Genomic DNA, 26,228 nt, shown 5'->3' on the forward strand with positions numbered 1-26,228 from the left:
TTCTCAAATGGCCCCTTAGAAGGAATCAATCGAAAAATTAAAGCACTCAAACGAACCTGTTATGGTTTTGCCAATCAAAAATTTTTCTTTTTAAGAATTGATTGTCTTTTTGTATAAAAAATACCACCCACATTTCTGTGAGTGGTATCGATATCCATCAATACCAGTTGACAGATACCCCTTTTTCTCACCCTTATTAATCTTATTTCGTCGTCTGTCGCTTAATCAAATGGGTTCCAACAACCGTTTTACATGGATCACTAGCTGGATGTGCGAGGCGTTTGACCATCACATCAACTGCGGCGTGAGCCATTTCATCAGTTCCCACATGGATCGCCGACATACTTGGATAAACATACTTCACAATTGCCGTATCATTAAAGCTAATCATTGCTAAACGATCAGGAATATTAATTTTTGCTTCCTGAACGGCCTTTAGTGCCCCGACAGCCATCGGATCATTAGCAATAAAAATTGCGTGAGGTAACTTGTCACCAAGTTCTTCAATTGCCCTCTTCATTGCCCGATAGCCCGACATTGACGTATAATCACCGGCAAACATAAATTCTGGATGATAAATACCACGTTGCCGTAAATCTGCTTCAAAATATCGCCGACGTAGATCAGGAACGACTTCATTGTCCGTTGTCTTTTCTGTTCCGGCGAGCATTCCAATATCCTGAATTCCTTCATCCAAGAACTCGTTAATAACAGTATGGACAGCATTCTCAAAGTCGGGCACTAAGCAGTCATACCCCGCGGCTAAACTATCGAAATCAACAAAAACAATGTTGTTAGTTACCAGTTTTAACTCTTGCACTTGCGAATCACTAAATTTACCAATTGCAATAATTCCCGTTACATTCCGGGGAATCTTCTCTAAGTCGTTTTGATAAATTGGCACTGTTTGGATCCCGCGTTGTTGAGCAGAACGTTCGATCTCCATCCTGATCCCCATATAGTAAAGGTCATCAAGTTCTTGGGTAAGCGAATACCATTGAACAATTGCTACTCGTTGCACCTGGTCACTTCGCGTCCGCTTATGCTTCGTGTAATCTAGCTCTTCTGCAGTACTTAAAACCCGTTGTCGAGTATTTTCGTTAACAGAAAGCGTCGAATCATTATTCAAAATTCGCGAAACCGTTGCAATAGAGACACCAGCTCGACTGGCAATATCACGTAACGTTGCTGCCATGGTAATCACCCCTTCCCATTTTTAGAACTTATTTTACCTGGACTACCGTTAATTTGTCTAGACCGAACTATAATTGAGCGATAAAACGATCCCAACCAGCATTCCCGGCTTCATCATCCTTGAAGACACCGGCATTCTCGAGAACATTAGCAAATACATTTGCCAATTCTTGCTCCATGATTTCATCAACGTTGTCAGCATTGATGTCCATCTTTTCAGCGATTTCCTTAGCCCATGGAAGGTGACTATCAGCAATATTATTTGCTTCACCTAACCAGAACTTCTTAACTTCCGCTAATTCGTCCTTTAACCGAGCTGGTAAAATTGCCCGTCCCATAACTTCGATCAAGCCAATATTTTCCTTCTTGATGTGCCACAACTTTTCGTGTGGGTGGAAGATACCAAGTGGGTACTTGTCACTAGTATTATTGTCCCGTAAAACAAGGTCAAGGACGAACTTCTTCCCATCACGGTGCATAATTGGGGTTACTGTGTGGTGACGGGTATCACCATCGAATGCCTTTAAGGACAGACTTTCATCATCATAGTGATCCCAAACATCAATAATGTGGGAACCAAGGTTAATTAACTCAGTGGTATTCGCACTAGTTAACCGAATGTCACTCATTGGCCAATTAACAATTCCGGCTTCAACGTCTGGGTATTCGTCAAAGTGGAGTGGCTTTTTAATTTCTGCTTTCATCATTGGGAAGCTGTGGCGACCACCTTGGTAGTGTTCATGGGCTAACATTGAACCACCAACAATTGGTAAGTCAGCGTTACTGCCGACAAAGTAAGCAGGCAATTGTTCTTCAATTTCAACTAAGTTAATCAAGGTTTGCCGGTTAATTTGCATTGGTTCATGCTTGCTGTCAAGGAAGATGCAGTGTTCATTGAAGTAAGCATATGGTGAGTACTGGAAGCCCCACTTGTGGCCGCCAACCACGATCCGAATTACCCGGTGATTACTCCGGGCCGCTTGTCCTAGACGTCCCTTGTACCCTTCATTTTCCATACAAAGAGCACATTGTGGATACTTCTTCTTGGTATCATGAGCAGCCGCTGCAATCGCCTTTGGATCCTTCTCAGGCTTAGATAGGTTAATCGTAATTTCTAGATTACCGTACTTGGTTGGCCGATCAAACACAATGTTCTTCTTAATCGCAGCAACCTTAACGTAATCATTCGATGTCATTAACTTGTAGAACCAATTAGTCGCAGTTTCAGAAGATTCTTGGTACTTCTCCCAAAATTCTTCATTCACAACGGATGGCCGTGGCGTCATTAAGTCATAAAGTTGATCATTCAAAATTTCCCGTTCTGTTTGACCATCTTCAATCTTACCCCGCTTAACAGCCAGGTCAACTAATTGGGCAACAACTGGCTGGTCTTCATTACCATCAACATCCTCATCGCCCACAAAGCCACGAATCTTATTCATTACATAAATCTTGTCAAGTGGCTTGTACGCTCCACTGGCAATTACATCATCAGCAAACTTTTCGATTAACTTCATCTTTTAATTCCCCCACTCACTTAATTACATTCCTCAAGCTAACGACCTAGGCAACACAGTCGAGATCTGCTCGCCAGGAACTTGCTAGAGCTAACAACCTCCCTCCCAGATGCTTTCAGCATCCAGTCGGGAGAAATTGTTAGCTTTCCGCAAGTTCTCTGCTGGCTCGCACTCTACAACTTGTGTGGACCATCCACAACTTCGGCGTCGTAGAAACTGGCGTCGTAGCCAATCTTATCGCGGTAGATCTTACCAACATTCTTCTTGAAGTTTTCAGCTTCGGACTTCTTAACAATGGCAATTGCACTGCCGGCAAACCCACCGCCGACCATCCGTGCACCAAGACAGCCAGGTTGATCCCAAGCATTTTCTGCTAAGGTGTCAAGTTCCTTACCAGTAACTTCGTAGTCGTACTTCAAGGAAACGTGTGAAGCGTTGATTAAGCGACCAAGTTCTTCAAGGTCACCCTTTTGCATTGCATCGATGGCCCGCTTTGTCCGTTCGTTTTCACTAACTGCATGCCGAGCACGACGAATCAAAGTGTCATCATTGATTAAGTAAGTGTATTGATCAAACGTTTCAGAATCAATTTCACCAAGCTTATTGATGTTTAACTTCTTGCTGAGACGCTTTACAGCTTCTTCACATTCTTGAACCCGTTCGTTGTACTTAGAACCAGCCAATGAGTGGGTCTTGTTCGTACTCATGATGATAATTTCATAGTCGCCAAGTTCAAGTGGTAAGTACTTGTAGTCCAAGGTGTTGCAGTCAAGGAAGATTGCGTTATCTTTCTTCCCCATCCCCACAGCAAATTGATCCATGATTCCAGAATTCAAACCAACAAAGTCATTTTCGGTCTTTTGGCCAAGCTTAACGAGATCAATTTCATCAATATCTAAGTTAAATTCTTCCTTTAACAGGTTCCCCATCAGCATTTCAATTGAAGCAGATGATGAAAGACCTGAACCATATGGAAGGAAGCCATGGATGTAAAGGTTAAATCCATGATCGATCTTATAACCGCGTTGCTTGAGGTAAACAAGCATCCCCTTAAAGTAGTTAACCCACTTTTCATCTTTAGCAGACTGTGGTTGATCATCATTAATATCAAAAGTAATGATCTTACTATTTTCAACCTTGGCGGAGTTTGCTGAGTAGATGGCTACGGTAGTGTCTTCACGTGGGCCATAAACACCGTAAGTACCAATGCTAATTGCACATGGGAAAACGTGACCACCATTGTAATCCGTGTGTTCACCAATCACATTAATCCGACCTGGAGAGAAGAAAACATCCTTTCCCGGTTCCTTAAATGTGTCTTGATATTCTTTAAGAAAATCTTGCTTATCCATGTCAAAATACCTCCATGACCACTTGAACAAAGTGGCTAAACAAATTAGTAAACTTTTACTAAACTATAATTTAGACTCTTTTACTTCATTTGTCAACAAGCGCTTTCATTTTATAATCAATAGCGTTGTAAGCGTTTTCTATAAAGACTGATAGGACGCCTGTTTGTCTCCCCTTAGTTCGGTTTAAAGTCCTATAATTATAAAAAAAGGAAAGGGATTTTTTTCATGCGTCACTACTCCCCAACTTCTCTTTACGAATTAACATCTCCTCATGGTCGCTGGTTTATTAAAAAGATTAATCAATCTGCAACACTTTATACAACTAACCTTGGAAGCCGATTACGGTTTATTGCTAAAGACGTCAATAACCTGACAGTTAATGTGCTGGATAACCGCAATCCACTTTCACCCTCACAAATTTATGCCTGGAGAATTGACGGCAACCAGTGGCACCGTGAACTAGCAAGTCACCGCAGCTGGCAAGTAAAATGCGGACCGGCAACACACTTAATTGAAATTATAACGGCTGGCAATACGGATCTTGATCGTGTCTGGAACGGTAACGAAGGTTTTGCGATCACTTCGGTTGATATCAGTCAAGGAGAATTAACCTGCGCATCACCAGTTCCGGTAATTGATTTTATTGGTGATTCAATTACCGCTGGCTGTTGGGTAGCAGGTCGCAATGCTTCGACTGATTACCGACCAGAAAGCAATTACGCGGGTACCGCCGTTGACTTACTTCACGTAACTGATGTACGAATTGCTTACTCTGCTGGTGGCGTACTTCGTCAAGCTACTGGTGGGGTCCCGACCGCAAACCACTTCTTAACGAATCTTGACGCCACAACTCCTTGGCAAGTAAACACTCCCGATCTAGTTGTAATCAACCTTGGCGTTAACGACCGCCGTTTTTCGTTAGCTCAGTTCAATGCAAGCTACGATCAGTTTTTATCCCTTGTTACTAATCTTTTTCCGTCAACCCCAATTCTTCCAATGATTCCGTTTAGTCAGACTTTTGCCGAATCAATTCGTTCCCTTACCAAGAAACACACTCTTCCCCTAATCGAAACTAGGGGGTGGTGTTCTAGTTTTACCGATGGCCTCCACCCTGATCAATCTGGAGCCACCGAAAGCGGGTATCGATTAGCAGAGAAGTTATCAAACTGGCTAAAGTAGGGTACAATTAATAAAGTAAAGTACTTAGGATGGTCGCAAGTAGTTCATCCTAGTAAAGGAGGTTTTGACATGACGGGTCAACGCTTATTAGACATTCAAGATGGTCATAATTTTCGCGATCTGGGTGGCTACGAAACTAAAGATGGACGTCATGTAAAGTGGCACCGGCTCATTCGTTCCGGTTCCCTTGCTCATTTAAACAAACATGATTTAAGCACTCTAGCAGCGATTCCCGTTACGATCGACATTGATTTACGGGCGCCAGAAGAGGTTAAGCAAGCTCCTGATAAACTCCCCCAAACTGCTAATTATTATCATCTACCGGTATTTAAGTCTGATGAGACTGACGCTTCTCACAGTGATGAAGAAATCATGAGTCGGATTCTAAAACCAGGCAATGGCTATCAGCACATGCTTGATGTTTACCAGCGAATGTTTGAGCTCCTATTAAGTAATACTCAGGCTAGTCTCTTTCACTGTACTGCTGGGAAAGATCGTACGGGGATGGCTGCTTACCTAATTCTAAGCGCCCTCCAAGTACCTGAAGAAACGATTCTGAAAGACTACCTGCTCACCAATAAGGCAACCCAGGACTTTCGGGAACAGTGGCTTCAAGCGCTGCGTGATAAAGGTGAAAGTGAAGTAGTAGTGGAAAATCGCCGTGCTCTCGGCTCTGTTTCAGCCGACTACCTTAATCAGGCAATCAATTTGATTAATACTAATTACGGGGATGTTCAAAACTACTTAACTGAATACCTCGATCTCTCACAAAACGATCTTAAGCAACTGCAACAACTATATTTAGATTAAAGAAGTGATTTTAATGAAAATTTCAGTCCCGCTTATTAACGGAATGTTAGCTGATGAATACGGCAAGTATGCTCCAGATAGTTTAATGTTGGCTGGCCATCCGATTAAATCTTTCCCGATAGAGATCAATGAAGCACCGGCCGAGACAAAGACGTTTGCCATCGTTTTTATTGATTATGATTCCACTCCGGTGTGTGGGTTTACCTGGATCCACTGGCTCGCTGCGAATATTCCTAGTGACATGACTTCCATTCCAGCAAATGCTAGTCGCCAACTAAGCGATCAATTTGTGCAAGGAAATAATAGTAATGCTGGTTCCCTAGTTAATGGTGATCCTGCGATTTCTAGCGGTTACGTCGGTCCACAGCCACCAGATCAAACTCATCACTACACACTAAGAGTTTACGCTCTTGATGACCAGTTGCCGCTTAAGAACCACTACTGGTTAAACGAGTTTATCCATGCCGCTAAGGATCATATCTTAGCTCAGGCAGAATTTGACATTCCAAGTCGCGCATAAGGAGGAATAATAAAATGGAAACAAGAATTTTCTTTAATCCTGGCGATTCAATCGCTAATATTCATGATTACAACGAAGCAGTTCGCAAGGGCCAAATCTTCAAACGTGAACGAGAAGCCGATGATCTCGTCATCGCTAAGGGACCCGATGACGAAGAATACGCAATCTTTTATGCAAAGGATGCGCAAGTCCAGCCGAAAGCTGATAAGGTTAAGCCATATGAAATTAAGAATCGGCTTTAGCGTAATAAAAACGACCGTGATGGGAATTTCCCATTACGATCGTTTTTTCATTTTAAAATTATTTCTTTTTTAGGAAATACTTTGGCAGCTCGACAACTTCAAACCCTAAAAAGATAATCGCAATAACTTTAATTACCCAACTATCTTTCTCGAAAAGGGTTGTCAACCAAATAATAACTACAAATACGTCTGCATAGAAAGAAGGGACCTTATAAAAAGGCTTACTAGGTTTTTCCATATTGTCATTTCCTTTACCGGCCACCAACCAGCTTAGCAACTTGAGATTCAAGGTAGCCAATCAATGCGTCTGAATCAGCTTTGAAGTCATCAACAAAGCTTTTGCCGTTTGGTGTAACAACACCAACTTGTTCACCCATTGCATCGGTAACAATTAACTTATCCCCGTCTCGTTTTACCTCATCGTAACGTCCTTCAAGTGCCTCATCCAATAAGGCCTGCAAAATATCTGGAACAGCCTGTTCGATCACTTCTTCTGGTGTTACTTGTTCACCATGAACCTGGTGTTTAGCTACCTGAACAGCCACTTCTTCCATATTCTCAGGAATATATGCACTCACTAATCTCAGCTCCCTTTCATCACGACAAAATGAGTTAACTACTTTTTTCGCTTTTTTCGTCGTTTCTTGCTAAATTTAATTCCTTGTGGGACCCGCTTCTTTCTTAACAATTGCCGATCCTTCTCTACCGGAACTGGTTGACGGGTTGCCTGTTGCCGCTTATGCAATTGTTGTCGTTCGTACTCACCCCATGGACTAAGGATCGAACGCATGAATGTTGCCACTTGTGATTGGTGGGCATCCATCCACTTTTCAGTTTTATTCACGTTATCAGTATCGACACCTTGACTCTGAATGTATGAAAGCATCAATTGAGTTGTCCGTTGACGACGCTCCATTGAAGCCAGCATATTCTGAGAGGTTTGCATATGGGCAATTGACTTCAAAGCAACCCGGTACTGATCCATATCAATCTGGTCGGTTCGTTTCAAGTAGTCAAATAACGCTTGAGCAGTTGGAACAATATTCAAAATCTCTAACTTGGTAATATTTGGATCTAGCGGCATCATCATCCCCAAGACCAATTGCAAGTCAGCAAACCGCCACTGATTAATGCCTTGATGACATTCCTGATACATTAATTGCAGAAATTCCGCAACCAGATATTGCTGATCAGCAATGCTGAGGTCTTTCTCCTTAAATTCTGGAGCAGTAGCGACCTCTTTTTTGATCCGCGTAATTTCCTGTTTCATCTTCCCTGCTGGAATTAACTTCACAGGGGCTGTCGGTTGCTTTAGTTCTTCACTTACCGACTCTTTGACGGATTGATCTTTTTGTGGTGCTTCATGGTTACCGGTTTGCTTTTTTGGACCCGAAGCAACTTCACCATTTAATTCAGCTAATGTCTGGTGAGCTTTCTGGCACTTATTCATTACTGGACGCTGCTCATCAATGGCCTTCTCAATTGCGCCTAATTGCTTATTCTCCAAGAACTTTTGATAAGCCTTCAGCACTGGTGCCACGGCGATTCCAAACGAATTAGTTAACGCTGGATCGGCAATAAATTGACCAACCATTACTTGCTGAACCGCTTGGGGTGTCCACGCGGTATCATCCAGTTGGTGCTCTTCGGTCATATACTTATTAAACCGAGTCAAAATGTTTTGAGCATGTTTCTGCTGATTAGCAGATAACTGGTCATACGTGGACGAATTTAAGAACCCTTTAATATGTTCTTCCTGTTCGCTCATTTCCCAATTATTCCTCCATCAAAAATTGAATTATCCTCTCTATCATATCATAATTACAGATGAACAATTAATTAGGCCGTCAGCAAGACGACAAGGAGCGATTTTCAATGCAACGTAAAAAGATCCAAGAAGCAATGGCCCACGTATATTTTCAAAAGATGACACCAAATGGCTATCACGAAATTGAAAAAGAAATTGCCAAATTACAAGCACAGCGACCAGCTAAAATCAGTCAATTAAAGGCTGCTCGCGCTCTTGGCGATTTGTCATAAAATACCGAGTATAGTACCGCTAAGCGTGAATTACGTCATTTAGAAAGTCGGTTACGCTACTTAAATAAGCAACTCCAATACGCTGAAATCATCAAACCTACCGATTCACAGACCATTGATCTTGGAACAACAGTTACCCTTCAATTTATTGACGATAACGAACGGGTTAATTATACGATTGTTGGTAAGCAAGAAGCTGATTTGCAAAAGCAAAAGATTTCATTTGACTCACCGCTCGGGCAAGCACTACTGCATCAAAAGGTGGGACAAACGGTTTCAGTTCAGGCACCACAATCCACCTACCAGGTTAAAATTTTAGCTGTTCGATTAACCTCCCCTGAGGAATCGGTTTAAACTAACTTCGTAAAAAAATATTTTGAAATTAACTCGGTCCCCTGCACTGGCCTAATTAAGGCAAATATCGACTGATTAATTGGCTAATTTTTTGCTTGTTTCGCTAGCGAAGAATGCTATACTAGATCCCGTTGCATTTGCACAGTGCCCACAATATATTGTATTTTTTGCTTTTATTCATTTAGTGTGGGCACAATATATTGATATAGGAGACTTTGAGTAATGAAAAACTATTTACACTTTCTCGCTCACCAACTTAAGGGTTGGCCCCAACAAAACTACTACCTGTTTTTCTTCAGTCTTGGCTGTCAGGTAATGACCTTGGTAAACGATAAAATTACCTGGATTACGGTAATTACCTTTATCGGAACAACACTGGGGGTCCTTTGTATTCTAGCAATCAACGCTGCTAAATCCGTTAACGGTTGGTTAGGGATCCTCTCTGCTATCTGTTTTATCATTGTTGGTTTCAGCGCCAAAAACTATCTCAGTATTGGTGAACAGCTTGCTTACGTTGTTACTCTAGATATCCCAGTCCTGCTTTCTGCTAATTGGAATATCAACATGGTCTCCAAAATCCGGAAATTCACTGGCAAAACTTGGGTCATTGCAATTCTCTCAACTATTGCTGTTTACCTTGTTTCTGGTTACCTGATCGGTGCCTTAACTAACGATCCACGTCCATGGATTGATGCCATTAGCTTCTCAATTAGTTTAACCGCTGGTGTTATTTGCTTCCTTCGGTACAACAACCAATACTTCTGGTGGCTGGCTTCTGGAATTTTCCAGATGGTCCTTTGGGGAATTACCTTTGCCCAAGGTGATGCTTCATTAGCAATGGCCGTTAACAGTATGGTTTACATTATCAATGATGTCTTAGCCTTTACCATTTCACCATGGTACAACAAGCGTGAACGTGCTCGTCTTGAAAAAGAAGAAGCTAAGTATTCAGCAAACTTACAAGCTTAAACTAAATAGATGAATCCCCAATTCAAGTCATCACGATTTGAGTTGGGGATTTTCTTAATGTATGATCTGATTAGTTATTTGAATTTGGGGGTTCAAAGATGGCTAAAATCTTCGTTGTGGAAGACAATCCCACAATTATTAAAACGATCAAAACTGAATTAACAAAATGGAAACACATGATCATTACCGTTAAAGATTGGGATCACGTAGCAGACGAAGTGAAAAAGGCTGATCCTAACCTGATTTTATTTGATATTACCCTCCCAACTTTTGACGGGTTTTATTGGATTAGTGCTGTGCGTCAAATTACAAAAGCACCGATTATTGTTATTTCAGCAGCGGATATTGATAGTAATATCATGCACGCAATTGCCTCTGGAGCCGACGATTACATCATGAAGCCCTTTTCTACCGCTGTCCTCCTCGCCAAAATCCAGGCTCTTCTCCGCAGAAGTCAGGAACCGGGCAACATAGACAACCTCAATTGGGACACTAACGATCTTAATTCACTCACTAATGAATTAACGACACCCGAGGGAAGGGTTCAATTGTCTCCTACTGAAAGTGCCCTTCTCGGTGTCCTTATTACCCACCTAGATCAGACAGTTACTAAGGAGCAACTCCTTGAGTGGCTTTGGCAGGGTGGTAAGTTCCTTAATGATAATACATTAAACGTTAATATTAGTCGGCTACGGTCTAAACTGGCAACTGTCAACCTAGATCATAGTTTGCGAACTGAACGTGGGGTTGGCTATCGATTGGTGACAAGTCATGCGAAATAAGAGATTCTGGTTCTATCAATTAAAGTCATTTTTACCGCTTATCATTGGCTACCTGTTTCTTCTCGGGATTATTAAACTCTTAACAATTTTGTATTACATCCCCAAAAGTTTTTTCTGGGACGTTGTCCGTTTTAGCTTCCCTTTCCTAGTAGTCTGGTTCTTCATCAATAGTTACCAAGCTGCTAAACGACTAAAAGCAATCATTAAGGAACAGGATAGCCCTGCGAACACCCCAATTGAAGCACAACTTCTCCATACTAATAAGTTACAACGACGGAAAAGCGACCATTTAATCCGCGGTTTGCATAATCATCAGCAAGAGCAGTTAGACCATGTTGAACTGTACTCTCACGAAATTAAAAATTCGTTGACCAGTTTACAGGCAGCCGCGGAAAATAACGATATGGTCCCCAGCAAGGTAATCCGTCAAGCTATCCAGCAGGCAGACTACCATTTAGAAATGTTATTAAATGACGAACGGCTCGCAATGTCTAGCAATGACTTTAATTTTGAATGGGTTAACCTGCAAGCACTCATTATGACAATCCTAAAGCAAAATTCTTCTATTTTCATTAGTCGTCAGCTCATTCCTAAGCTCCAGCATCTTAATGGAATCTCCGTTTTAACTGACAGAAAGTGGCTCCGTTTTTGTATCAACCAGCTCCTAGCAAATGCGATTAAATATTCACCTAATGGAGCAACGATTTTCTTTAATTGGGTTGATAACAGCCTCCAAATCATTGATCAGGGAGTTGGAATTTTCAGTAGTGATCTCCCACGTATCTATGACAATGGTTTTTCTGGCAAAAACGGCCACCAAACAACTAAGTCAACTGGGATGGGCCTATATTTAGTTAAGAAGATTACCGCCCAGCTAAATTTTGATCTAACAATCACGTCCAAAGCAGGTCAAGGAACTTGTGCTACGCTCCATTTCCCAGGAAATAACGTTAGACATAAGGCCATTAAAAAGTAACAACACAATCCATAAACATTACAATTCTGTAAGGTTCTCCGCAATTCTGTAAGTACCAATTGCCGGAGAGCCTTTTTATAATGAAGATAGAGTGTGAGCAGGTAAAGAAGACCCGTAAGACAACAATTTCTTCCGACTAGATGCTGAAAGCATCTGGGAGGAAGGTTGTTGTCTATAGGGGCTTCCCTGCGAACACATTTAATAGAGTGCCTTTGCCCCAAAGAGTTTCCGGAAAGCTAGCAATTTCTCCTGACGAAGGCGACTTGCGCCTAGGAAGGAGGTTGTTAGCTCTAGGAAATTCGGGCGAACACGTTTTTGACTCAGTCGCCTAGAACTTCAGCTTGAGGAAGGTTAGGGCGAACACGTTTTGACTATGTTGCAGTCGAACATTAGGCGGAAGCTGCGGTCACGGCGAACACATTTTGACTCAGTCGCCTAGAACGTTATCTCTAGCAAGTTCCTGGCGAACACGTTTTGACTATGTTGCAGTCGGACATTAGGCGGAAGTTGCGGTCACGGCGAACACATTTTTAACTCAGCCACCCACTCCTCACAAATTTAACTATCACAACCATCAAAGAAAGGATCAATCATCATGAAGCTCTTACACCTTAGCCACATTAAACGAACATATAATGCTAATTCAACCCACCCAGTTTACGCACTCAAGGATATTAATTTTGATGTTAATCCTGGTGAATATATCGCAATTATGGGCGAATCAGGTGCCGGAAAAAGTACCTTGTTAAATATTATTGCGACCCTAGAAAAGGCTAGTGCTGGTGAAATTCTATTAAACGGGCAAGATTTAAGCGACCTGACCGCTGACGAGGCAGCCAAGTACCGTCGCGAACACCTTGGCTTTATTTTCCAGCATTTCAACCTTCTGGATAGCCTTTCCAATCGAGATAACATATACCTCCCGCTAGTCCTAGCTCAGATTCCCGTAGCAGAAATGGCTAAACGAGTTAAACCACTTGCTAGAGCATTAGGAATTAACCAAATTATTGATCGCTTTCCAACAGAAACATCTGGTGGTCAGCAACAACGAATAGCAATCGCCCGGGCACTAATTGCTCAGCCGGATCTTCTGTTAGCTGACGAACCAACCGGTGCCCTTGATTCAAATACCAGTAACGAAATTCTTGAGCTCTTTGATACCGTTAACGGCAATGGGCAAACAATCATCATGGTTACCCATAGTGCTGCCGCTGCTAGTCATGCCAAGCGAACTCTTTTTATTAAGGACGGCAAAATCTACCATGAATTATTCCGTGGCAATGACTCGCTCAAGGAATATCAAGAGCAAATCAGCAATACAATGATGACCCTTACGAACGGCGGTGAATAAGAATGCTGTACTTTAAATTAATCAATTCTAGTTTTAAGCGGAACATGCGGAGTTATGGTCCTTACCTAATGGCAACCATTATGCTTGTCGCCATTAACTACATTTTTCTTGCAATCGCAGCTAACTCAAGCTTAAAGAAGCTTAATACTGGAGCTGTTACTTCTGCAATGTTGGATCTTGGCTTCAAGTTTATTTTCCTCGTTACCTTAGCGTTCTTAATCTATGTCAATCGCTTTCTTTGGCAGCAACGGAGTCGAGAAATCGGACTTTATAGTATGTTAGGAATGACCAGTCATAATCTTCAACTCCTGACAATTATCGAGAAGTGCTATCTAATGATTATTAGCCTAGTTGCCGGATTGACTTTTGGGATAGTCTTTGAAAAGTTAGCCTTCCTTGGCTTGGGCTATCTTTTAAATATTGGACATCTCTCTCAGCCATGGTTCGTTTCATCGGCAATTATCAAGACAATTATCAAGACAATTATTTTAACCGGATGCCTCTTTGCGATCATTATGGTAATTGATCTAATCAAGCTTCACCGATTAACGCCAACCCAACTATGGCACCCCGAAGCAATAACACCAAAACGTCATGGCTTTTTCTACTCAATAGCTGGAGTCATTGGCTTTGCCCTTTTAATCTGGGCATACTACATTACACTCACAATCAAGCCTAAGATTTCCGCCATCCCGCATTTTCTTTTTGCAGTAATTCTGTTAGTAATCGGTACCTACCTAGTATTTATCATTGGGAGCATCATTCTCCTAAAATTACTCCAGAAGAATAACCACTTTTATTACAAGCCACGCCATTTTATTGCCGTCTCTGGAATGATTCAGCGGATGCAACAAAACGGTGCCAGTCTTGCTACTATTTGCTTACTTTGTAGTTCAATTCTCGTAATTCTTTTCACTTCAATTACCCTTTACGTTGGCATTGGGAGTACAGTTAAATCCTACACTCCAGAAGATGTTGTAATTACAAGCAATCAAGGATTAACAACGGAACAGAAAGAATTAATTAACACCACTGCTCGTCAGCATCACGCTAAAATTAGCCATTACCTAACTTACAAAATGACAACTCCACAATATGGTTACTGGCGGGATAACAAATTCATTAGTCAGGGCAGTATTCAGAAAATGGACAACAAGACCAGTAGTTCGGTAATTTTATTAACAACTAAGGAATTTAACCGAATCACTAATCAGCATGTTCATCTCACGGGTAATGAAGCATTGACCTATACCAATAATAAAGGGCACGATGGATTGCTAATCGTTAATAAGCAGAAGTATCAAGCAAAAAAGCTTCAGCACTTCTCGGGGTACTTCAATCCCGATCATAGTATTTATACCCCGACCTTTATTATCGCTAATAAGCTTCCGAAGTCCTTACCATTAACCACCGTAACCACCTTTAATTACCAATTGCCAGGAAATCAAAAGCAACGAATTAAATTTGAAAACGCCTTACAAGCAAAGCTGAGGATTAATAACCTTTCATTTACAGGCAAGGCAACGATTACGTCGTTGATTAACGGGCTCTACGGTGGACTTGTTTTCGTTGGCATTCTTATCAGCTTGGCACTAGCGATCACAACAACAATCGTCATCTACTTCAAGCAAATTTCTGAAGGGTACGCTGACCGGAAACGATTTAAGACAATGCAACAAGTTGGTCTTAGTGAAAGGGAAACCGTTAAAAGTATTCATAGTCAAGTCTTAATGGTCTTCCTCCTTCCCGTGGCTGGTGCAATCGTCAACCTTTGCTTTGCCATTCCGGCCATTCGACAAATCATGATTCAACTTAACTTCTATAACCTTCCGTTAATGATTACCGTGGGAATAACCGTTGCAGCCAGTCTCCTTATCCTTTACCTCATCCTCTATGGATTGACTACCCGTACATATCGTCAAATCGTTGACGGCCAGGTTGAGATAAATTAATCTCAAAAGAACTCTTAGTATTGCCATATTCAGCGTACTAAGAGTTTTTAGTTTGCTCACCTATTGATTAATGAACCCCCCCCGTATAAAATTAAGGTGAATTCAACTTATTGGGGAGATGATTCAATGCTAACCGTTAAGAATCTTAATATCTTCTATGGTCATAAGCAGATAATTGAAAATGCTTCATTTAATATCCAACCGGGTGAAATTGTGGGGTTAATTGGGCCAAACGGTGCAGGCAAAACAACCATTATGAAAACGCTCTTGGGTCTGACAAAATTCACTGGATCGATTTCTTTTAATAATCAACCTATTACCGCCAATAACCACAAAGCACTGCAAAATGTTGGCGCCTTGATCGAAAATCCCGCAATTTACCCGTTTTTAAGCGGAAAAGATAATCTCTCCCTATATTCAACTGATAAAGATGAGGTCGCGGAGTTAATCACTAAGCTACAAATGAATTCTTATATTCAACGCCAAGCTAAAAGTTATTCAATTGGGATGAAACAAAAGTTAGGGATTGCATTAGCCCTGCTTAACCATCCCCAGTTTGTGATCTTAGATGAACCAATGAATGGTTTAGACATCGAAACCACCATTCTTATTAGAAAAATAATTCACGAGTATGCCCATAACGGAACCGCATTCCTTATTTCAAGTCATGTTTTAAGCGAACTGCAAAAGGTAATGACTTCAGTAATTATCTTGAACCAGGGACAAATTATTATGGATGTCCCAGTTTCTCAATTCCAAGAAAGAGACAGTCAGCAATATCGCTTAGTAACCACAGATAATCAAACTGCCATTAAATTATTAACTGCTAATTCCATTGCCGTGACTCCTACTTCTACTGGACTAATTGTTAATAAGGACGAACGCTCTCAAATTCAACAAATACTATTCAATAACCAGATTTGGTTACGGGAGCTTGTTCCCAACGTCCCATCTTTCGAAAAGAAAATCATCGCTGTCCTTAAAGAAAGGCGGGAGAATTCAAATGGAAAATAGTTTATCACGAGAAACCTATAAATTCACTCACCAGCGAACCCCGCTTTACGGCTTCCTTGTTATGGTTTGCTTAATGCTCTATAGCAGTGTTCCCACATACAAGGTTAACCCCTTCTTGATCACCCAGGGATTTGGTGCTATTCAATGGTGTGCAATCATCATGGTCGCTGTCAGCGCTGACTTTATTTCAATGGAGTACCGTAATAACACAATGATCACGCTTCTTTTTAGAAGTAACAATCCCCTTACCATTTATCTTGCTAAACTGATTACCCTAGTGGTTTATGGGATTGCTTTGTTGGTAGCTGGTTTTGTTTGCTCACTGGTTTTAATGCTATTTCTAGGGAATAACTATTCATGGTCTGATAGTTTTCATGGTAATTCCCTAATTACCGCATTAGGATATAACTTTCTAGGCGCTTTTATCTACATAATGTTTACCATTTCTCTCTCACTACTTTTGGTTATCCTGTTAAAATCAAATTCAATTGTCATCATTATCGGCCTCGCAGTCGATTTTTTGGGAGCTAACTTTTCTGGGCTATTAATGAATATCCTCCCGAAACAATTATGGGCGTGGAACCCACTCAATATGATTAACATCATTGTTCAACTACCCAATCAAAGTACGATTAAAATTACCCATCTCAGTAATTTTGAATTAATTCTCGGTAACGGTTGTTATACCCTACTATTCATTATTTTGGGACTATGGGCTTTTAAAAACTACCAAAAATAGGGAGGACCAAGTATGTATCCCGAATTACATCGTGAACTTTACAAACTCAGTCACCGCAAACTCACTTGGTGGATGCCCGTGATAATGATCGGTTTGATGATTATTATGGGGTTAGCAATGGGAAGAGATTACTCCAATTTGCTTGTGATGACCTGTTATAATTCTAGCGACATTATTATGCTAATTCTTGTTATCCTTGGATCGACTATTTTTTCAACAGAATTTCAAAATAATACGATCCTTGCACTGATTTATCATTCATCAAGTAAACTAGCGACCTTTATGGCAAAATACATTGCATTATTTATCTATAACGTAGCCCTTCACCTTTTAGCAATTGTTTTTACCATTCTTTTAAATATTATTCCGCTTCTCAATGCACCAGTATCGTGGACAGGCATTTATAAATACCACCAGCCACTAGTAGTAAATATGCTGGCGACGACCGGTATTGACATCATAACTTCAACGCTAATTATCAGCTTACTGTGTCTCTTCTCTTGTCTGATTAACTCCGATGCAATTGTTATTGCGATTAACGCGATTATCATTTTTATGGGGAGGGGCTTTTCTGCAAGTTTACTAAACGCTAACTTGGGAATCGATCAAATTCTCAAGTGGAATCCCCTTAACATGACTAATCTCACAACCCAATATTACAATTACGCATCCTACCATCCCACTTCCATGCTCTCCAACAGCCAACTCTTCTGGGGAACTTGCTGTTATATCATTTTAATTTCGGGATTAGGATACTTAGCGTTTAGAAGAAAGAGATTTTAAACAAATAAACTTCAAGAGCTTCGCAATTAAGTTCTTGAAGTTTATTTTTACTATTCTTCTTTGATTTCTTTTTGGTAAGCTGCATAGGTGGTTGGATCAAAACAAATCATTTCAACTTCAGCAACAACCTGGCTTGTTTTAAGAAAGTCACGGATTGTTGTGATGGCAATATGAGCAGCCCGGGCTAAAGGAAAGGCATACACTCCAGTACTAATCGAGGGAAATGCCACCGTATGACAATCGTTTTCTTCAGCAAGCTGTAAGCTGTTTCGGTATGAATTAGCTAATAATTCGTCTTCACCATTATTGCCACCATGCCAAATTGGTCCTGGAGTATGGATAACGTACTTTGCTGGTAGACGGAAGCCATGTGTAATCCGTGCCTCACCAGTTGGACAGCCATGAAATTTCAAACAAGCGGCATACAGTCCTGGTCCAGCAGCTCGATGGATCGCTCCATCAACACCGCCACCACCAAGTAATGTCGTATTAGCAGCGTTGACAATCGCGTCAACGTGGACCTGAGTAATATCTCCTTGGATTGCTTTAAGTTGGTGCATTTTTATCCCTCTTCTTTACGATTTGCTATCTTTATAATTATAAAAGCAAATTATAATTAGGGAAAATTTAATTTAAGATTATTAATAATGAAATACAAATCAATTAATATTGCAGACTTGTCGTCAAAAAGTTAATCTCTTACTATTTTCAAAGAAGAGCATTTCTAATATATTCCTATAAATCTAAAATCTTCCTTTTTCCTCTGTTGAACTCTTCTTCTGTAAGAACCCCTTGCTTAAATAGTTCCTCAAGTTTTTGAATTTCTAATGCTAAAGAACCTTTATTTTCATTATCACTAAATTCTGCAAGGAAATGCTTCTTTAGCATAACAACTTCTTCTTCAATCATTTTTTCTGAAATTGTAATTTTTTCTCCAGCCGAGTTTTTCAACGTAAGTAAAACGGTAGCAGGAATTTCTCTCAGTTTAGCAGAATTATTAGAATGTATTGTCGTTGTCATTTGTGTGCTTTGTCCCATTGATGAACCAATAATTGCTCCTGTCGTTCCTGCAAAAGCTCCTCCAACTAGAGCCGCACCTGCATTACCTCTTATTTTCCCATTACTTTTACTAGTAGTTTCAACCTCATAATCCGAAACAAAATGTGGGGCAAATTCTATATTAATTAAGTACCACTTATTCTCTATATTTTTCTGCCCTGAAATTTTAAAGTAGTCTACTGAATCCATTTTATATGCATACGCCTTACCATTGCCGAAATAAAAATAACTTGATAATTCGTCATCTTCAGATATTTGAAACCAGTATTTAATTCGTCCTAACCCACATTCATCGAGAGCACCAATTATTCTTTGTTTTAGCTTCTTATCGCCTTCTCCTATATAAATATTAAAAAGAGAAAAATGTGTATCTATAGTTGGAATAATTAAGATCTCTCTTTCAAAAAAATCATAAACAGCATTTTTTAAATTCAGTTCCTTATCTTTTCCATAAATCAGTTTCATATCTTTGATAAAAAGAGGAAATCGTCTACTACCTAATGTAAAGTCCGGGTTTAGTTCATTAATTTTTTCTTGATACCGTTGCTCTTCTGCTTTTTCTCTTTTTTCTTTTTCTTGTTGTTCCCTTTCAATATTTTTATTATTTTCCTGAACTGCATAGTATGTCGGGATCGATATAAGTCCTATTAAAATAAGTATCATCCATGCCTGAATCATTCCATTTCCTCCAAATAACATTTTAAACAACAAAAAGAGCTAATCAGCAATCATGTTGGTTAGTTCTTTTCTACATAGCTAATAGTTTACCATTTCACAGTAGTAAATAGAATTAGTATTTTACTATATTTTCAGTATTCCCGTTTTGGTAATTTGATCTTTTTTGCTTAAACAGGGTTAATGCAAAAATTCTGTTCCTACTATTGTTCAATTTTAGATCTAAATTGCGGATATAACCAAATTGTAGCGGTAACGCAAAAGCCAAATAAGATATATCCCGTAACCCTTCCAGAAACATATCCTAAATAGTTATGGATATCTCCTGGCATTGCTGAAAGTGACGAGTTAGTTAGCTCAAATTGCATCACAGCCAAGATAAGCCAACAAATATAGAATCCGTACTTCATCTTCAACCTTTTCCAGTCAATATACTTTAGAAGAACAACCGTATTGAAAATTAGCGCTAATACTAATACCCACATGAACTTTCGCAGAGTTAAGTTACCCATTATCACAGGCTTTGCTAATAAAATTACTGACATAATAACGTTAATAATGTAGCTAAAAATAAAAGTCCGCCGTTCTTTTTTATTTATTTCATGTTCTTGCTTGTAGTTATCAATCATTTTATGATCCTCCCGTAATAAATCATCTAAACTTACACGGTAGAGATCACTAATTTGAACCAACATAAAGATATCCGGATAACTTCGGTTATTTTCCCAACTAGAAACTGTCTTTCGTGAAATATTTAGTTTCTCAGCAACATCTTGCTGCGTCCAGTTATTCTTCTGTCGATAAGATTTCATTTTTTGAGCAAAATTCATCTCCAATTTAACCTCCACCGATATTAAATTGATTTCCCGGGAAATAATTCTTGATACTAAGATAACCAAAAGCGTGTTAAATGTCACGCTAAGGATCGTGGCAACAAAAAAGTTCCGCTTGTCTACTCTCTCAAGACAAGTGGAACTTTTTTGAACTTACTTTAGAAATGTAGCATTGCTAACGCGACCGCAATCGGTCCTACTGCAACATAGCTAAAACGTGCTCGCCAGGAACTTGCTAGAGCTAGCAATTCTAATGCAACATTACCAAGGACTGTTCGCCGTGACCGCAATCAGTCCTACCGCAGCATAGCTAAAACATGCTCAGCCTAACCTTCCTAGAGCTAACAGTTCTAATGCAACATTACCAAGGACTGTTCGCCGTGACCGCAACTTCCGCCTAGCTATCCCGTCCTTGATTGCAAGCCAATCATCGTCCGGGATTTCCTAGTGCTCAGTTGCTAATCCGTCACGACTCACACACTCACCAGATATTCACCCGATCCTCAGGGGCTTTGAACATCGGATCGTTGGGTTGAATGTTGAAGGCGGAGTAAAAGTCATCGAGGTTTTCGGCTTGGATATTAGCCCGGAGTTTTTGTGGAGCGTGAACGTCAATGGAAAGTAACAGTTGTTCATACTGCTTAGTGGCTTTCATTCGCCAAATTGTTGCCCAGTTAATAAAGAACTTCTTGGCGTCAAAGTCATCTTCTTGCTTGGCGGCTTCTAAGGCACAGCTCAAGCCACCAGCATCAGCAATGTTCTCAGAAACGGTTAACTTCCCGTTAACTTTTTGACCAGCGAATTCAATTCCATCAAACTCTTTGATCATCTTTTGGGCTAGCTGCTTAAAATGTTCAGAATCTTCCTTAGTCCACCAGTTATTCAGGTTTCCCAACTCATCAAAGAGCGCACCGTTATTATCAAAGGCATGAGAAATTTCATGAGCAATTACCGCACCAATTCCACCATAATTCTCACTACTACTTTGCTTTAGTGAATAGAATGGTGCCTGCAAGATTGCGGCCGGGAAGACGATAATATTCTTAAACGGGTGGTAATATGCGTTTACGGTTGCCGCGCTCATTTCCCAACGCATCCGGTCAACAGGTTTGTTCCACCGACTAAACATCTCGCGATTTGCGACAATGTTAGCTTGATTGAGGTTCGCAATCAATGACTCACCCTCATCAATTTTAATTTGATCGTAAAGTGCTGGAATCTTATCCGGGTAGCCGACCTGAATACCTAACTTATCTAACTTTAAGATCGCCTTATCACGAGTAGCCTTGCTTAACCAGTCATTGTTAGCTAGTCGTCCCTTATATACTTTGATCATCTGCTCAACCATATGATGAACATCTTCCTTAGCTTGGGGACCAAAGTACTTCTTCCCGTAATAGTCACCCATTACTTGGCTAAAGACATCTCGTGCCAAGTAGTAAGCAAACTTCCGTTGATTAATCGGCTTTTTACTACCGGAAAGCGCCCGACTATAACGACCATTAATCTCCCGCATTTCATCATCAAGATAGCTTGCGTTAGCTCGAATAACGTTGATTAACGCCCAGCTCTTAAACAATTCAAAGTGATCCGTTAAGATCCCATTAAGTGCCTTAAAATATTCTGGTTCAGTTACAATGACCTTTTCAGGAGTAGTGCCAATGAGCCGTTTAATCACATCTGCCAAGTCAAGCTGATCAGTTGAACTTGCTAATTCTTCTACGGTTTGCAGATTATACATTTTACTATAATCGGCTGCTTCCTCTGCGCTTTTTACGTTTGGAGCAAGAAAAGCATCAAACTTTTTGGCATTTTCAATATGCTTGGCAGCTTCATCCTTATCGTACCCCAGCTTATCCATCAAGATAGTAACCATTGATGACCAGAGCTTTAAAAGCTGATCGTGTTGGTCCTTCTTATCAGCTTCATAGTAGCTTTTATCTGGCAAAATTAACGATGGTGCTGCAGCGAATAGAGCATAAACAGTTGCGTTTTTCATATCAGCATCAATATCAAAAACAACCGGTGACGGCATCCCCGCCATAATCCAGTTACGCCATTGACCCTGGTATTCATCATATGACTTCAATTCTTCAATACTTGTTAGCATCCGCTTAAGTGGGCGTGGACCAACTTTTTTACGAAAATCAAATTTTTTAGCTAATCGGTATAGTTTTACCATCTCGTTGAACCGGGAATCATCACTTTTTTCTTTCCCTTCCGCATAAGCATCTAGGTCATCCATGAGTTGCTTATCAATCTCGTCAACAAGGTCATTAAATCCCCCAGTTGCTGGCTTGTCATCAGGGATTTTAGCGGTTTTTAGCCATTCCCCATTAACCGCTTCATATAAATCGTTTTTAATTTCTTGTTCATTCACTGTCACGCTCTTCATCCTCCTTATCAATCATATAATTATTATACTATTTTTAATTATCCGTTATCCATTAAAGGGCTTTAAGAGCTCGAATCGCGCAGCCCCGCTAAACCATTGAGAATGTTGACTTAATAATTGACCAACTGCCCGATAATCATCAAGGTTAACGTTCCCAATTATTAAATGATGGTGTTGTAGCTGACGAGCTAAAATTACGTCCGCAGCCATTACCCGATCCCAAAAGAGCATTTGATTTCCTAAATCCCAATCAACATTCAGGAGCTTAACCGCCCGCTGGTATTCTTTTGAATGAGTTAGGATCTGTTTCATTACTGTCGGCTTTAATAATTCAGTCATTTTATTTCCTTCTTTAAGCTAAGAACTTGTCCAACCGGACGATGAAGTGACAAATCTGTAACTGACCCAGTTACTAACCAGTCAACCTGATGAAAATCGTATGGGTTAATCTTTTGCTCACCCCACCCATCAGTCATAATTACAACTAATGAATTTGTTGGATTAATATGGCGATCATGAAGAAAATCAAATATGCATTGAAAGCTTGTTCCTCCACCACCAACTCGGCGAAAAATAACCCGTTTACCATTTTCAATATGTTGATAGTGTTCAAAATGAACACGAGCATCAAATGGATAAATTTCTACGGGAAGGTGATCGCTATTTGTCATATAGCTAATCTGGCTTAATGCCTTTTCCAACTCATCATCAGTTACCGAACCAGAATTATCAACAAAGACTAAAATTCTGGGAACCAGTCGACTAACCGATCCCGGAAGTTCCATCCGCCAAGGTTGGCGTCGGTTAAACCTGTACGCTGCTTCTTCTCTTCCTGCAGCTAGCGTTCCCACTTGGCGACTAATCAATTGTTGCCAATTAAACCGGTCATTTATTTGTGGTTTCAATAATGTTGTTAAAATATCACCTGGTAATAATCCACGATCCTTTTTTGGAGTATTCATATACGCCTGGTGTAAGATCTTCTTTAACTGCGCCAACCGCAATTGTTGAATTCCAGAGGCAGGTTGAGCATCGCTTAATTGCCATCCCCGATGTGTTTCCTGAACTACCCGGGAAGGCTTTGCTTGATCATTTTGCCCTGCGCCCTGTTCTTTTTTTCGCTGCAATTTCTGCTTATCTTGATCTGATAGGTTCTTCAATAAACGAAGATAACTACTTGAATCCTGATGTGGCAAAATTCTGCGGTGCAAATACCGTTGCAGTTCTTCTAACGTCATTGTTTCACGGGGAACTTCTGGTAAATATTGGTTAACTGCAATGTCTGTTGCCAATTGAACTAACTCTGGCGTAGGTGAATTAGCATAACGTAGTGGGTGTTGCCATAGTAAATGAAGGGCTTCATGTTCTAATAAAATTACCACTTCATCACTTCGTAGATCGGCTAGTTTTTGGGGAACTACCCTTAATTCAATTTGATCCTTCCGCCAAAAAAGACCCAGGATCGCATCTTGCTCCCGAATAACCCGTCGAGGAACCTGCAGAAGAATTTCACCAAGGATTCGCTGAGTTTGAAGGACTTGAACAATCGCTTGAGTAAGAACACGATTAGCCATTTCATAATCTGACGGGTTTTTTCTTAGTTGTTCAAGCATTTTTGCTAGTCGGTTCATTCGCCACGATCCCCATAAGTTGCTATTTGAGCGCCGGTTTCGTATAACTCTGCCACCGCGCCGTCAGGATTTTCCTTAGCGGTATTATACATTCTATTTAATAATTCATCGTTTTCACCAACTTGCTGAATAAGAGAATATTGACCATCCGGACTAATATCGGTTAGGTATGAACTAAAATTAGCTGCCCCACTATTCTGTGCTAACGTTTCTGAATATTTCCTAACCCATTCACGTAAAAGTGATAACTTATCAGCTTCTTCTAATTGCTGAAAGTCGGTTTCAAGTCCAGCTTGGTTTATCATATCACTTACCTTTAGGCGAATTCCGTGGGCTTGAACAAATTTAGCAAATGAAACTCCAATCTCAGTTCCTAAATCACCACTAAACAAGTCAGGTGCCAATTGTTCTTGTACTTTTCCAGGAAGTTTTTGTAATTGATCCAGATTCCGGGAAACTCGTTCCCAAGCTCTTGGCGTTGGTGTTAAATCAGAGCCAAATTGGTGTGGTTGAACTAGACGACTCGGATACTGCGTTAAGTATTCAATTACCAACGGATTAATTTGAGAACGTTTAGTCTGTTCTCGCGGCTTTTTTGCCCACTCAAGCCATTCGTCAGTCGAACTGGACATTACTAGACGGACAGTTCGATCCTTAATCGCCGCGTCACCAGTTGAGACTGCATATTCACTATCTTCAAACCCTTCCATTGTATTATCTGGATTTTCGGCAATCACAATTTTAACCGTTTCTGGAAGTCGTAAACTATTAATTTGTCGTTGGAGAACCAAGTTCATCAGCTCACTCTGAACAGACTGCGGTCCCCGATTAAATTCGTCCAGAAACCAAATAATTTCCCGGTTGGGATTCTCTTCAGCGTAGCGCACGATTGATACCAACGTTTCAGAGTAACCAAACTGAACATTTGCTAAGCGACCATAATTCTTCGTTTCAATAAAAGAATCACTAGTCAGCGGCGGTACAGGAATTGCAAGATCTCCCTTTTCACTTAAACTAACTACGGTAGTATATAGTTTAGCGTCCATCTTTTTAGCAACTTCCTCTACTAAGGCAGACTTCCCTAAACCAGCTTCACCGACAATGCTAGGAACATTTCCAGCGCGTAAAACTAACGGGACCGTAATCAGGAGCTGTTGATATGTCAGGGCCATTTTTATTCCTCCCATCCATGATCTTTTAAGTTCATTTCACGTTTCCGCAGACCAGAAACATAAGGGTTTCCCTTAACATAAAAGCGGTATGGCTTACGACCATCTTTACCATTTAAATTTACCCCAATCCGACTTGTTGTGGTAATCTCACGCGGCTCGCGACCGGTAGCAAGATTAATCGTTAAGGGACTTGTTTCTAATGGTCGCCCATCTAATTCTCGTGAATGAATTCCGAGTGCTTGAACCAGCTTTGCGGGACCGTTACTAAGATTAACGCCACTCATCCCCCGATTAATTATCATTTGTTCTTGATTAACAGTCGGTTCTAGCCCCCGAATAAGGACTCCCTGAGGCTCTTCGGCATCCTGAACAACCACGTCAAAGCAGTAATGGCCCCTAATTTGATAAAGATAAATATTTCCCGGGTTACCATAAAGCGATTCAGAATAGTTCGTTCGTCGACCATTATATGCATGTGAAGCGGAATCATTTTCACCAAGATAGGCTTCTGTTTCTACAATTAATCCACCAGTTGTTATCCCATCAGCATTAGTATAAGTAATCTGTTTCCCCAATAGTGCTTGGGCAATTTTTTCCGTGGGACGTCCAGTAAAAAACTGTTGATATTTTGTTAGCATCCTTGATTCCTCCTCAACTTGTACTATTCTAAAAGTATCACTAATTAGAAG

At 40.5% G+C, this 26,228-nt stretch carries 27 protein-coding genes and 1 pseudogene; 14 read left to right on the forward strand and 14 right to left on the reverse strand.

Annotated elements, in window-relative coordinates; all coding sequences use genetic code 11:
• On the forward strand, nucleotides 1–117 hold a 117-nt coding region (locus HUK45_RS01965; RefSeq protein ID WP_191910853.1), incomplete at its 5' end, for a transposase.
• A gap of 85 nt (nucleotides 118–202) precedes the next feature.
• Here the strand turns inward: HUK45_RS01965 and HUK45_RS01970 are convergent.
• The 3 genes from HUK45_RS01970 to HUK45_RS01980 form a co-directional block, all read right to left on the reverse strand.
• Nucleotides 203–1,195: a LacI family DNA-binding transcriptional regulator gene (locus HUK45_RS01970; RefSeq protein WP_191910854.1), complete on the reverse strand. Its 993-nt coding sequence runs from the start codon at nucleotides 1,193–1,195 to the stop codon at nucleotides 203–205.
• Nucleotides 1,196–1,262: 67 nt separating this feature from the next.
• Complete coding sequence (locus tag HUK45_RS01975; RefSeq protein ID WP_191910855.1) at nucleotides 1,263–2,711, reverse strand: UDP-glucose--hexose-1-phosphate uridylyltransferase; 1,449 nt, start codon at nucleotides 2,709–2,711, stop codon at nucleotides 1,263–1,265.
• Nucleotides 2,712–2,884: 173 nt separating this feature from the next.
• Nucleotides 2,885–4,063, reverse strand: a complete 1,179-nt coding sequence (locus HUK45_RS01980) for a galactokinase (protein WP_102167912.1) — start codon at nucleotides 4,061–4,063, stop codon at nucleotides 2,885–2,887.
• A gap of 225 nt (nucleotides 4,064–4,288) precedes the next feature.
• Here HUK45_RS01980 and HUK45_RS01985 point away from each other — a divergent pair, with 225 nt between their 5' ends.
• The 4 genes from HUK45_RS01985 to HUK45_RS02000 all read left to right on the forward strand — a co-directional run bounded on the left by HUK45_RS01985 (nucleotide 4,289) and on the right by HUK45_RS02000 (nucleotide 6,814).
• Nucleotides 4,289–5,242 carry a GDSL-type esterase/lipase family protein gene (locus HUK45_RS01985; protein WP_191910856.1) on the forward strand — a complete coding sequence of 318 codons (954 nt, stop codon included), beginning with the start codon at nucleotides 4,289–4,291 and terminating at the stop codon, nucleotides 5,240–5,242.
• 69 nt (nucleotides 5,243–5,311) lie between these two features.
• Nucleotides 5,312–6,052, forward strand: coding sequence for a tyrosine-protein phosphatase (locus tag HUK45_RS01990; protein ID WP_191910857.1), 741 nt, complete (start codon nucleotides 5,312–5,314; stop codon nucleotides 6,050–6,052).
• A 13-nt stretch (nucleotides 6,053–6,065) separates the two neighbouring features.
• A complete protein-coding gene (locus tag HUK45_RS01995) occupies nucleotides 6,066–6,572 on the forward strand; it encodes a YbhB/YbcL family Raf kinase inhibitor-like protein (protein ID WP_191910858.1) in 507 nt (168 codons plus the stop codon).
• Between the two features lie 14 nt (nucleotides 6,573–6,586).
• Nucleotides 6,587–6,814, forward strand: a complete 228-nt coding sequence (locus HUK45_RS02000) for a hypothetical protein (RefSeq protein WP_191910859.1) — start codon at nucleotides 6,587–6,589, stop codon at nucleotides 6,812–6,814.
• Between the two features lie 58 nt (nucleotides 6,815–6,872).
• On the opposite strand, the gene HUK45_RS02005 is transcribed toward HUK45_RS02000, so the two are convergent.
• Genes HUK45_RS02005 through HUK45_RS02015 form a run of 3 tightly spaced genes read right to left on the reverse strand, consistent with a single transcriptional unit; the run spans nucleotide 6,873 to nucleotide 8,582 of the window.
• Nucleotides 6,873–7,052: a hypothetical protein gene (locus HUK45_RS02005; RefSeq protein ID WP_191910860.1), complete on the reverse strand. Its 180-nt coding sequence runs from the start codon at nucleotides 7,050–7,052 to the stop codon at nucleotides 6,873–6,875.
• Between the two features lie 13 nt (nucleotides 7,053–7,065).
• Nucleotides 7,066–7,392 carry a hypothetical protein gene (locus HUK45_RS02010; protein WP_191910861.1) on the reverse strand — a complete coding sequence of 109 codons (327 nt, stop codon included), beginning with the start codon at nucleotides 7,390–7,392 and terminating at the stop codon, nucleotides 7,066–7,068.
• A gap of 38 nt (nucleotides 7,393–7,430) precedes the next feature.
• Complete coding sequence (locus HUK45_RS02015) at nucleotides 7,431–8,582, reverse strand: hypothetical protein (RefSeq protein ID WP_191910862.1); 1,152 nt, start codon at nucleotides 8,580–8,582, stop codon at nucleotides 7,431–7,433.
• Between the two features lie 107 nt (nucleotides 8,583–8,689).
• Here HUK45_RS02015 and greA point away from each other — a divergent pair.
• The 9 genes and pseudogenes from greA to HUK45_RS02060 all read left to right on the forward strand — a co-directional run bounded on the left by greA (nucleotide 8,690) and on the right by HUK45_RS02060 (nucleotide 17,774).
• A pseudogene (gene greA / locus HUK45_RS02020) lies at nucleotides 8,690–9,208 on the forward strand (transcription elongation factor GreA).
• 222 nt (nucleotides 9,209–9,430) lie between these two features.
• Nucleotides 9,431–10,177, forward strand: coding sequence for a nicotinamide riboside transporter PnuC (gene pnuC, locus HUK45_RS02025; RefSeq protein WP_191910863.1), 747 nt, complete (start codon nucleotides 9,431–9,433; stop codon nucleotides 10,175–10,177).
• 98 nt (nucleotides 10,178–10,275) lie between these two features.
• Entirely contained in the window at nucleotides 10,276–10,959 is a 684-nt protein-coding gene (locus HUK45_RS02030) for a response regulator transcription factor (protein WP_191910864.1), read from the forward strand.
• Nucleotides 10,949–11,935, forward strand: coding sequence for a sensor histidine kinase (locus HUK45_RS02035; protein ID WP_191910865.1), 987 nt, complete (start codon nucleotides 10,949–10,951; stop codon nucleotides 11,933–11,935). Before HUK45_RS02030 ends, HUK45_RS02035 begins: the two co-directional genes overlap by 11 nt.
• Before the next feature lie 595 nt (nucleotides 11,936–12,530).
• Nucleotides 12,531–13,286: an ABC transporter ATP-binding protein gene (locus HUK45_RS02040; RefSeq protein ID WP_191910866.1), complete on the forward strand. Its 756-nt coding sequence runs from the start codon at nucleotides 12,531–12,533 to the stop codon at nucleotides 13,284–13,286.
• A 2-nt stretch (nucleotides 13,287–13,288) separates the two neighbouring features.
• A complete protein-coding gene (locus tag HUK45_RS02045) occupies nucleotides 13,289–15,238 on the forward strand; it encodes an FtsX-like permease family protein (protein ID WP_191910867.1) in 1,950 nt (649 codons plus the stop codon).
• A gap of 126 nt (nucleotides 15,239–15,364) precedes the next feature.
• Nucleotides 15,365–16,252, forward strand: coding sequence for an ABC transporter ATP-binding protein (locus HUK45_RS02050; protein ID WP_191910868.1), 888 nt, complete (start codon nucleotides 15,365–15,367; stop codon nucleotides 16,250–16,252).
• The gene (locus HUK45_RS02055; protein ID WP_191910869.1) at nucleotides 16,242–16,991 is read left to right on the forward strand and encodes an ABC transporter permease; all 750 of its coding nucleotides are present in this window, start codon (nucleotides 16,242–16,244) and stop codon (nucleotides 16,989–16,991) included. Before HUK45_RS02050 ends, HUK45_RS02055 begins: the two co-directional genes overlap by 11 nt.
• 12 nt (nucleotides 16,992–17,003) lie before the next feature.
• Nucleotides 17,004–17,774: an ABC transporter permease gene (locus HUK45_RS02060; protein WP_191910870.1), complete on the forward strand. Its 771-nt coding sequence runs from the start codon at nucleotides 17,004–17,006 to the stop codon at nucleotides 17,772–17,774.
• Nucleotides 17,775–17,824: 50 nt separating this feature from the next.
• On the opposite strand, the gene HUK45_RS02065 is transcribed toward HUK45_RS02060, so the two are convergent.
• The 8 genes from HUK45_RS02065 to HUK45_RS02100 all read right to left on the reverse strand — a co-directional run bounded on the left by HUK45_RS02065 (nucleotide 17,825) and on the right by HUK45_RS02100 (nucleotide 26,177).
• Nucleotides 17,825–18,334: an O-acetyl-ADP-ribose deacetylase gene (locus tag HUK45_RS02065; protein ID WP_191910871.1), complete on the reverse strand. Its 510-nt coding sequence runs from the start codon at nucleotides 18,332–18,334 to the stop codon at nucleotides 17,825–17,827.
• Between the two features lie 175 nt (nucleotides 18,335–18,509).
• Nucleotides 18,510–19,511, reverse strand: coding sequence for an SHOCT domain-containing protein (locus tag HUK45_RS02070; protein ID WP_191910872.1), 1,002 nt, complete (start codon nucleotides 19,509–19,511; stop codon nucleotides 18,510–18,512).
• Nucleotides 19,512–19,711: 200 nt separating this feature from the next.
• Nucleotides 19,712–20,338 (reverse strand): helix-turn-helix domain-containing protein, encoded by a 627-nt coding sequence (locus tag HUK45_RS02075; RefSeq protein WP_191910873.1) that lies wholly within the window; start codon nucleotides 20,336–20,338, stop codon nucleotides 19,712–19,714.
• A 484-nt stretch (nucleotides 20,339–20,822) separates the two neighbouring features.
• A complete protein-coding gene (locus HUK45_RS02080; protein WP_206683752.1) occupies nucleotides 20,823–22,736 on the reverse strand; it encodes a M13 family metallopeptidase in 1,914 nt (637 codons plus the stop codon).
• 45 nt (nucleotides 22,737–22,781) lie between these two features.
• Nucleotides 22,782–23,075, reverse strand: a complete 294-nt coding sequence (locus tag HUK45_RS02085) for a hypothetical protein (RefSeq protein ID WP_191910875.1) — start codon at nucleotides 23,073–23,075, stop codon at nucleotides 22,782–22,784.
• Nucleotides 23,072–24,367 (reverse strand): vWA domain-containing protein, encoded by a 1,296-nt coding sequence (locus HUK45_RS02090; protein WP_191910876.1) that lies wholly within the window; start codon nucleotides 24,365–24,367, stop codon nucleotides 23,072–23,074. The genes HUK45_RS02085 and HUK45_RS02090 overlap by 4 nt, the downstream gene beginning before the upstream one ends.
• Entirely contained in the window at nucleotides 24,364–25,539 is a 1,176-nt protein-coding gene (locus HUK45_RS02095; RefSeq protein ID WP_191910877.1) for an AAA family ATPase, read from the reverse strand. Before HUK45_RS02095 ends, HUK45_RS02090 begins: the two co-directional genes overlap by 4 nt.
• A 2-nt stretch (nucleotides 25,540–25,541) precedes the next feature.
• Nucleotides 25,542–26,177 carry a DNA-3-methyladenine glycosylase gene (locus HUK45_RS02100; RefSeq protein ID WP_191910878.1) on the reverse strand — a complete coding sequence of 212 codons (636 nt, stop codon included), beginning with the start codon at nucleotides 26,175–26,177 and terminating at the stop codon, nucleotides 25,542–25,544.
• Between the last annotated feature and the right edge of the window lie 51 nt (nucleotides 26,178–26,228).

This window comes from Limosilactobacillus urinaemulieris, assembly GCF_014838745.1.
Classification (GTDB): Bacteria; Bacillota; Bacilli; order Lactobacillales; family Lactobacillaceae; genus Limosilactobacillus; species Limosilactobacillus urinaemulieris.

Excerpts from the sequence above, each read along its gene's own strand:
- HUK45_RS02055 (WP_191910869.1), top strand. The coding sequence starts at position 16,242 with ATGGAAAATAGTTTATCACGAGAAACCTATAAATTCACTCACCAGCGA.
- HUK45_RS02015 (WP_191910862.1), bottom strand. The coding sequence starts at position 8,582 with ATGAGCGAACAGGAAGAACATATTAAAGGGTTCTTAAATTCGTCCACG.
- HUK45_RS02030 (WP_191910864.1), top strand. The coding sequence starts at position 10,276 with ATGGCTAAAATCTTCGTTGTGGAAGACAATCCCACAATTATTAAAACG.
- pnuC (WP_191910863.1), top strand. The coding sequence starts at position 9,431 with ATGAAAAACTATTTACACTTTCTCGCTCACCAACTTAAGGGTTGGCCC.
- HUK45_RS02000 (WP_191910859.1), top strand. The coding sequence starts at position 6,587 with ATGGAAACAAGAATTTTCTTTAATCCTGGCGATTCAATCGCTAATATT.
- HUK45_RS02005 (WP_191910860.1), bottom strand. The coding sequence starts at position 7,052 with ATGGAAAAACCTAGTAAGCCTTTTTATAAGGTCCCTTCTTTCTATGCA.
- HUK45_RS01975 (WP_191910855.1), bottom strand. The coding sequence starts at position 2,711 with ATGAAGTTAATCGAAAAGTTTGCTGATGATGTAATTGCCAGTGGAGCG.
- HUK45_RS02090 (WP_191910876.1), bottom strand. The coding sequence starts at position 24,367 with ATGAACCGACTAGCAAAAATGCTTGAACAACTAAGAAAAAACCCGTCA.
- HUK45_RS02045 (WP_191910867.1), top strand. The coding sequence starts at position 13,289 with ATGCTGTACTTTAAATTAATCAATTCTAGTTTTAAGCGGAACATGCGG.
- HUK45_RS02070 (WP_191910872.1), bottom strand. The coding sequence starts at position 19,511 with ATGATTCAGGCATGGATGATACTTATTTTAATAGGACTTATATCGATC.
- HUK45_RS02080 (WP_206683752.1), bottom strand. The coding sequence starts at position 22,736 with ATGAAGAGCGTGACAGTGAATGAACAAGAAATTAAAAACGATTTATAT.
- HUK45_RS02040 (WP_191910866.1), top strand. The coding sequence starts at position 12,531 with ATGAAGCTCTTACACCTTAGCCACATTAAACGAACATATAATGCTAAT.
- HUK45_RS02060 (WP_191910870.1), top strand. The coding sequence starts at position 17,004 with ATGTATCCCGAATTACATCGTGAACTTTACAAACTCAGTCACCGCAAA.
- HUK45_RS02050 (WP_191910868.1), top strand. The coding sequence starts at position 15,365 with ATGCTAACCGTTAAGAATCTTAATATCTTCTATGGTCATAAGCAGATA.
- HUK45_RS01970 (WP_191910854.1), bottom strand. The coding sequence starts at position 1,195 with ATGGCAGCAACGTTACGTGATATTGCCAGTCGAGCTGGTGTCTCTATT.
- HUK45_RS02035 (WP_191910865.1), top strand. The coding sequence starts at position 10,949 with ATGCGAAATAAGAGATTCTGGTTCTATCAATTAAAGTCATTTTTACCG.
- HUK45_RS02085 (WP_191910875.1), bottom strand. The coding sequence starts at position 23,075 with ATGACTGAATTATTAAAGCCGACAGTAATGAAACAGATCCTAACTCAT.
- HUK45_RS01990 (WP_191910857.1), top strand. The coding sequence starts at position 5,312 with ATGACGGGTCAACGCTTATTAGACATTCAAGATGGTCATAATTTTCGC.
- HUK45_RS02100 (WP_191910878.1), bottom strand. The coding sequence starts at position 26,177 with ATGCTAACAAAATATCAACAGTTTTTTACTGGACGTCCCACGGAAAAA.
- HUK45_RS01980 (WP_102167912.1), bottom strand. The coding sequence starts at position 4,063 with ATGGATAAGCAAGATTTTCTTAAAGAATATCAAGACACATTTAAGGAA.
- HUK45_RS02095 (WP_191910877.1), bottom strand. The coding sequence starts at position 25,539 with ATGGCCCTGACATATCAACAGCTCCTGATTACGGTCCCGTTAGTTTTA.
- HUK45_RS02075 (WP_191910873.1), bottom strand. The coding sequence starts at position 20,338 with ATGAATTTTGCTCAAAAAATGAAATCTTATCGACAGAAGAATAACTGG.
- HUK45_RS02065 (WP_191910871.1), bottom strand. The coding sequence starts at position 18,334 with ATGCACCAACTTAAAGCAATCCAAGGAGATATTACTCAGGTCCACGTT.
- HUK45_RS01995 (WP_191910858.1), top strand. The coding sequence starts at position 6,066 with ATGAAAATTTCAGTCCCGCTTATTAACGGAATGTTAGCTGATGAATAC.
- HUK45_RS01985 (WP_191910856.1), top strand. The coding sequence starts at position 4,289 with ATGCGTCACTACTCCCCAACTTCTCTTTACGAATTAACATCTCCTCAT.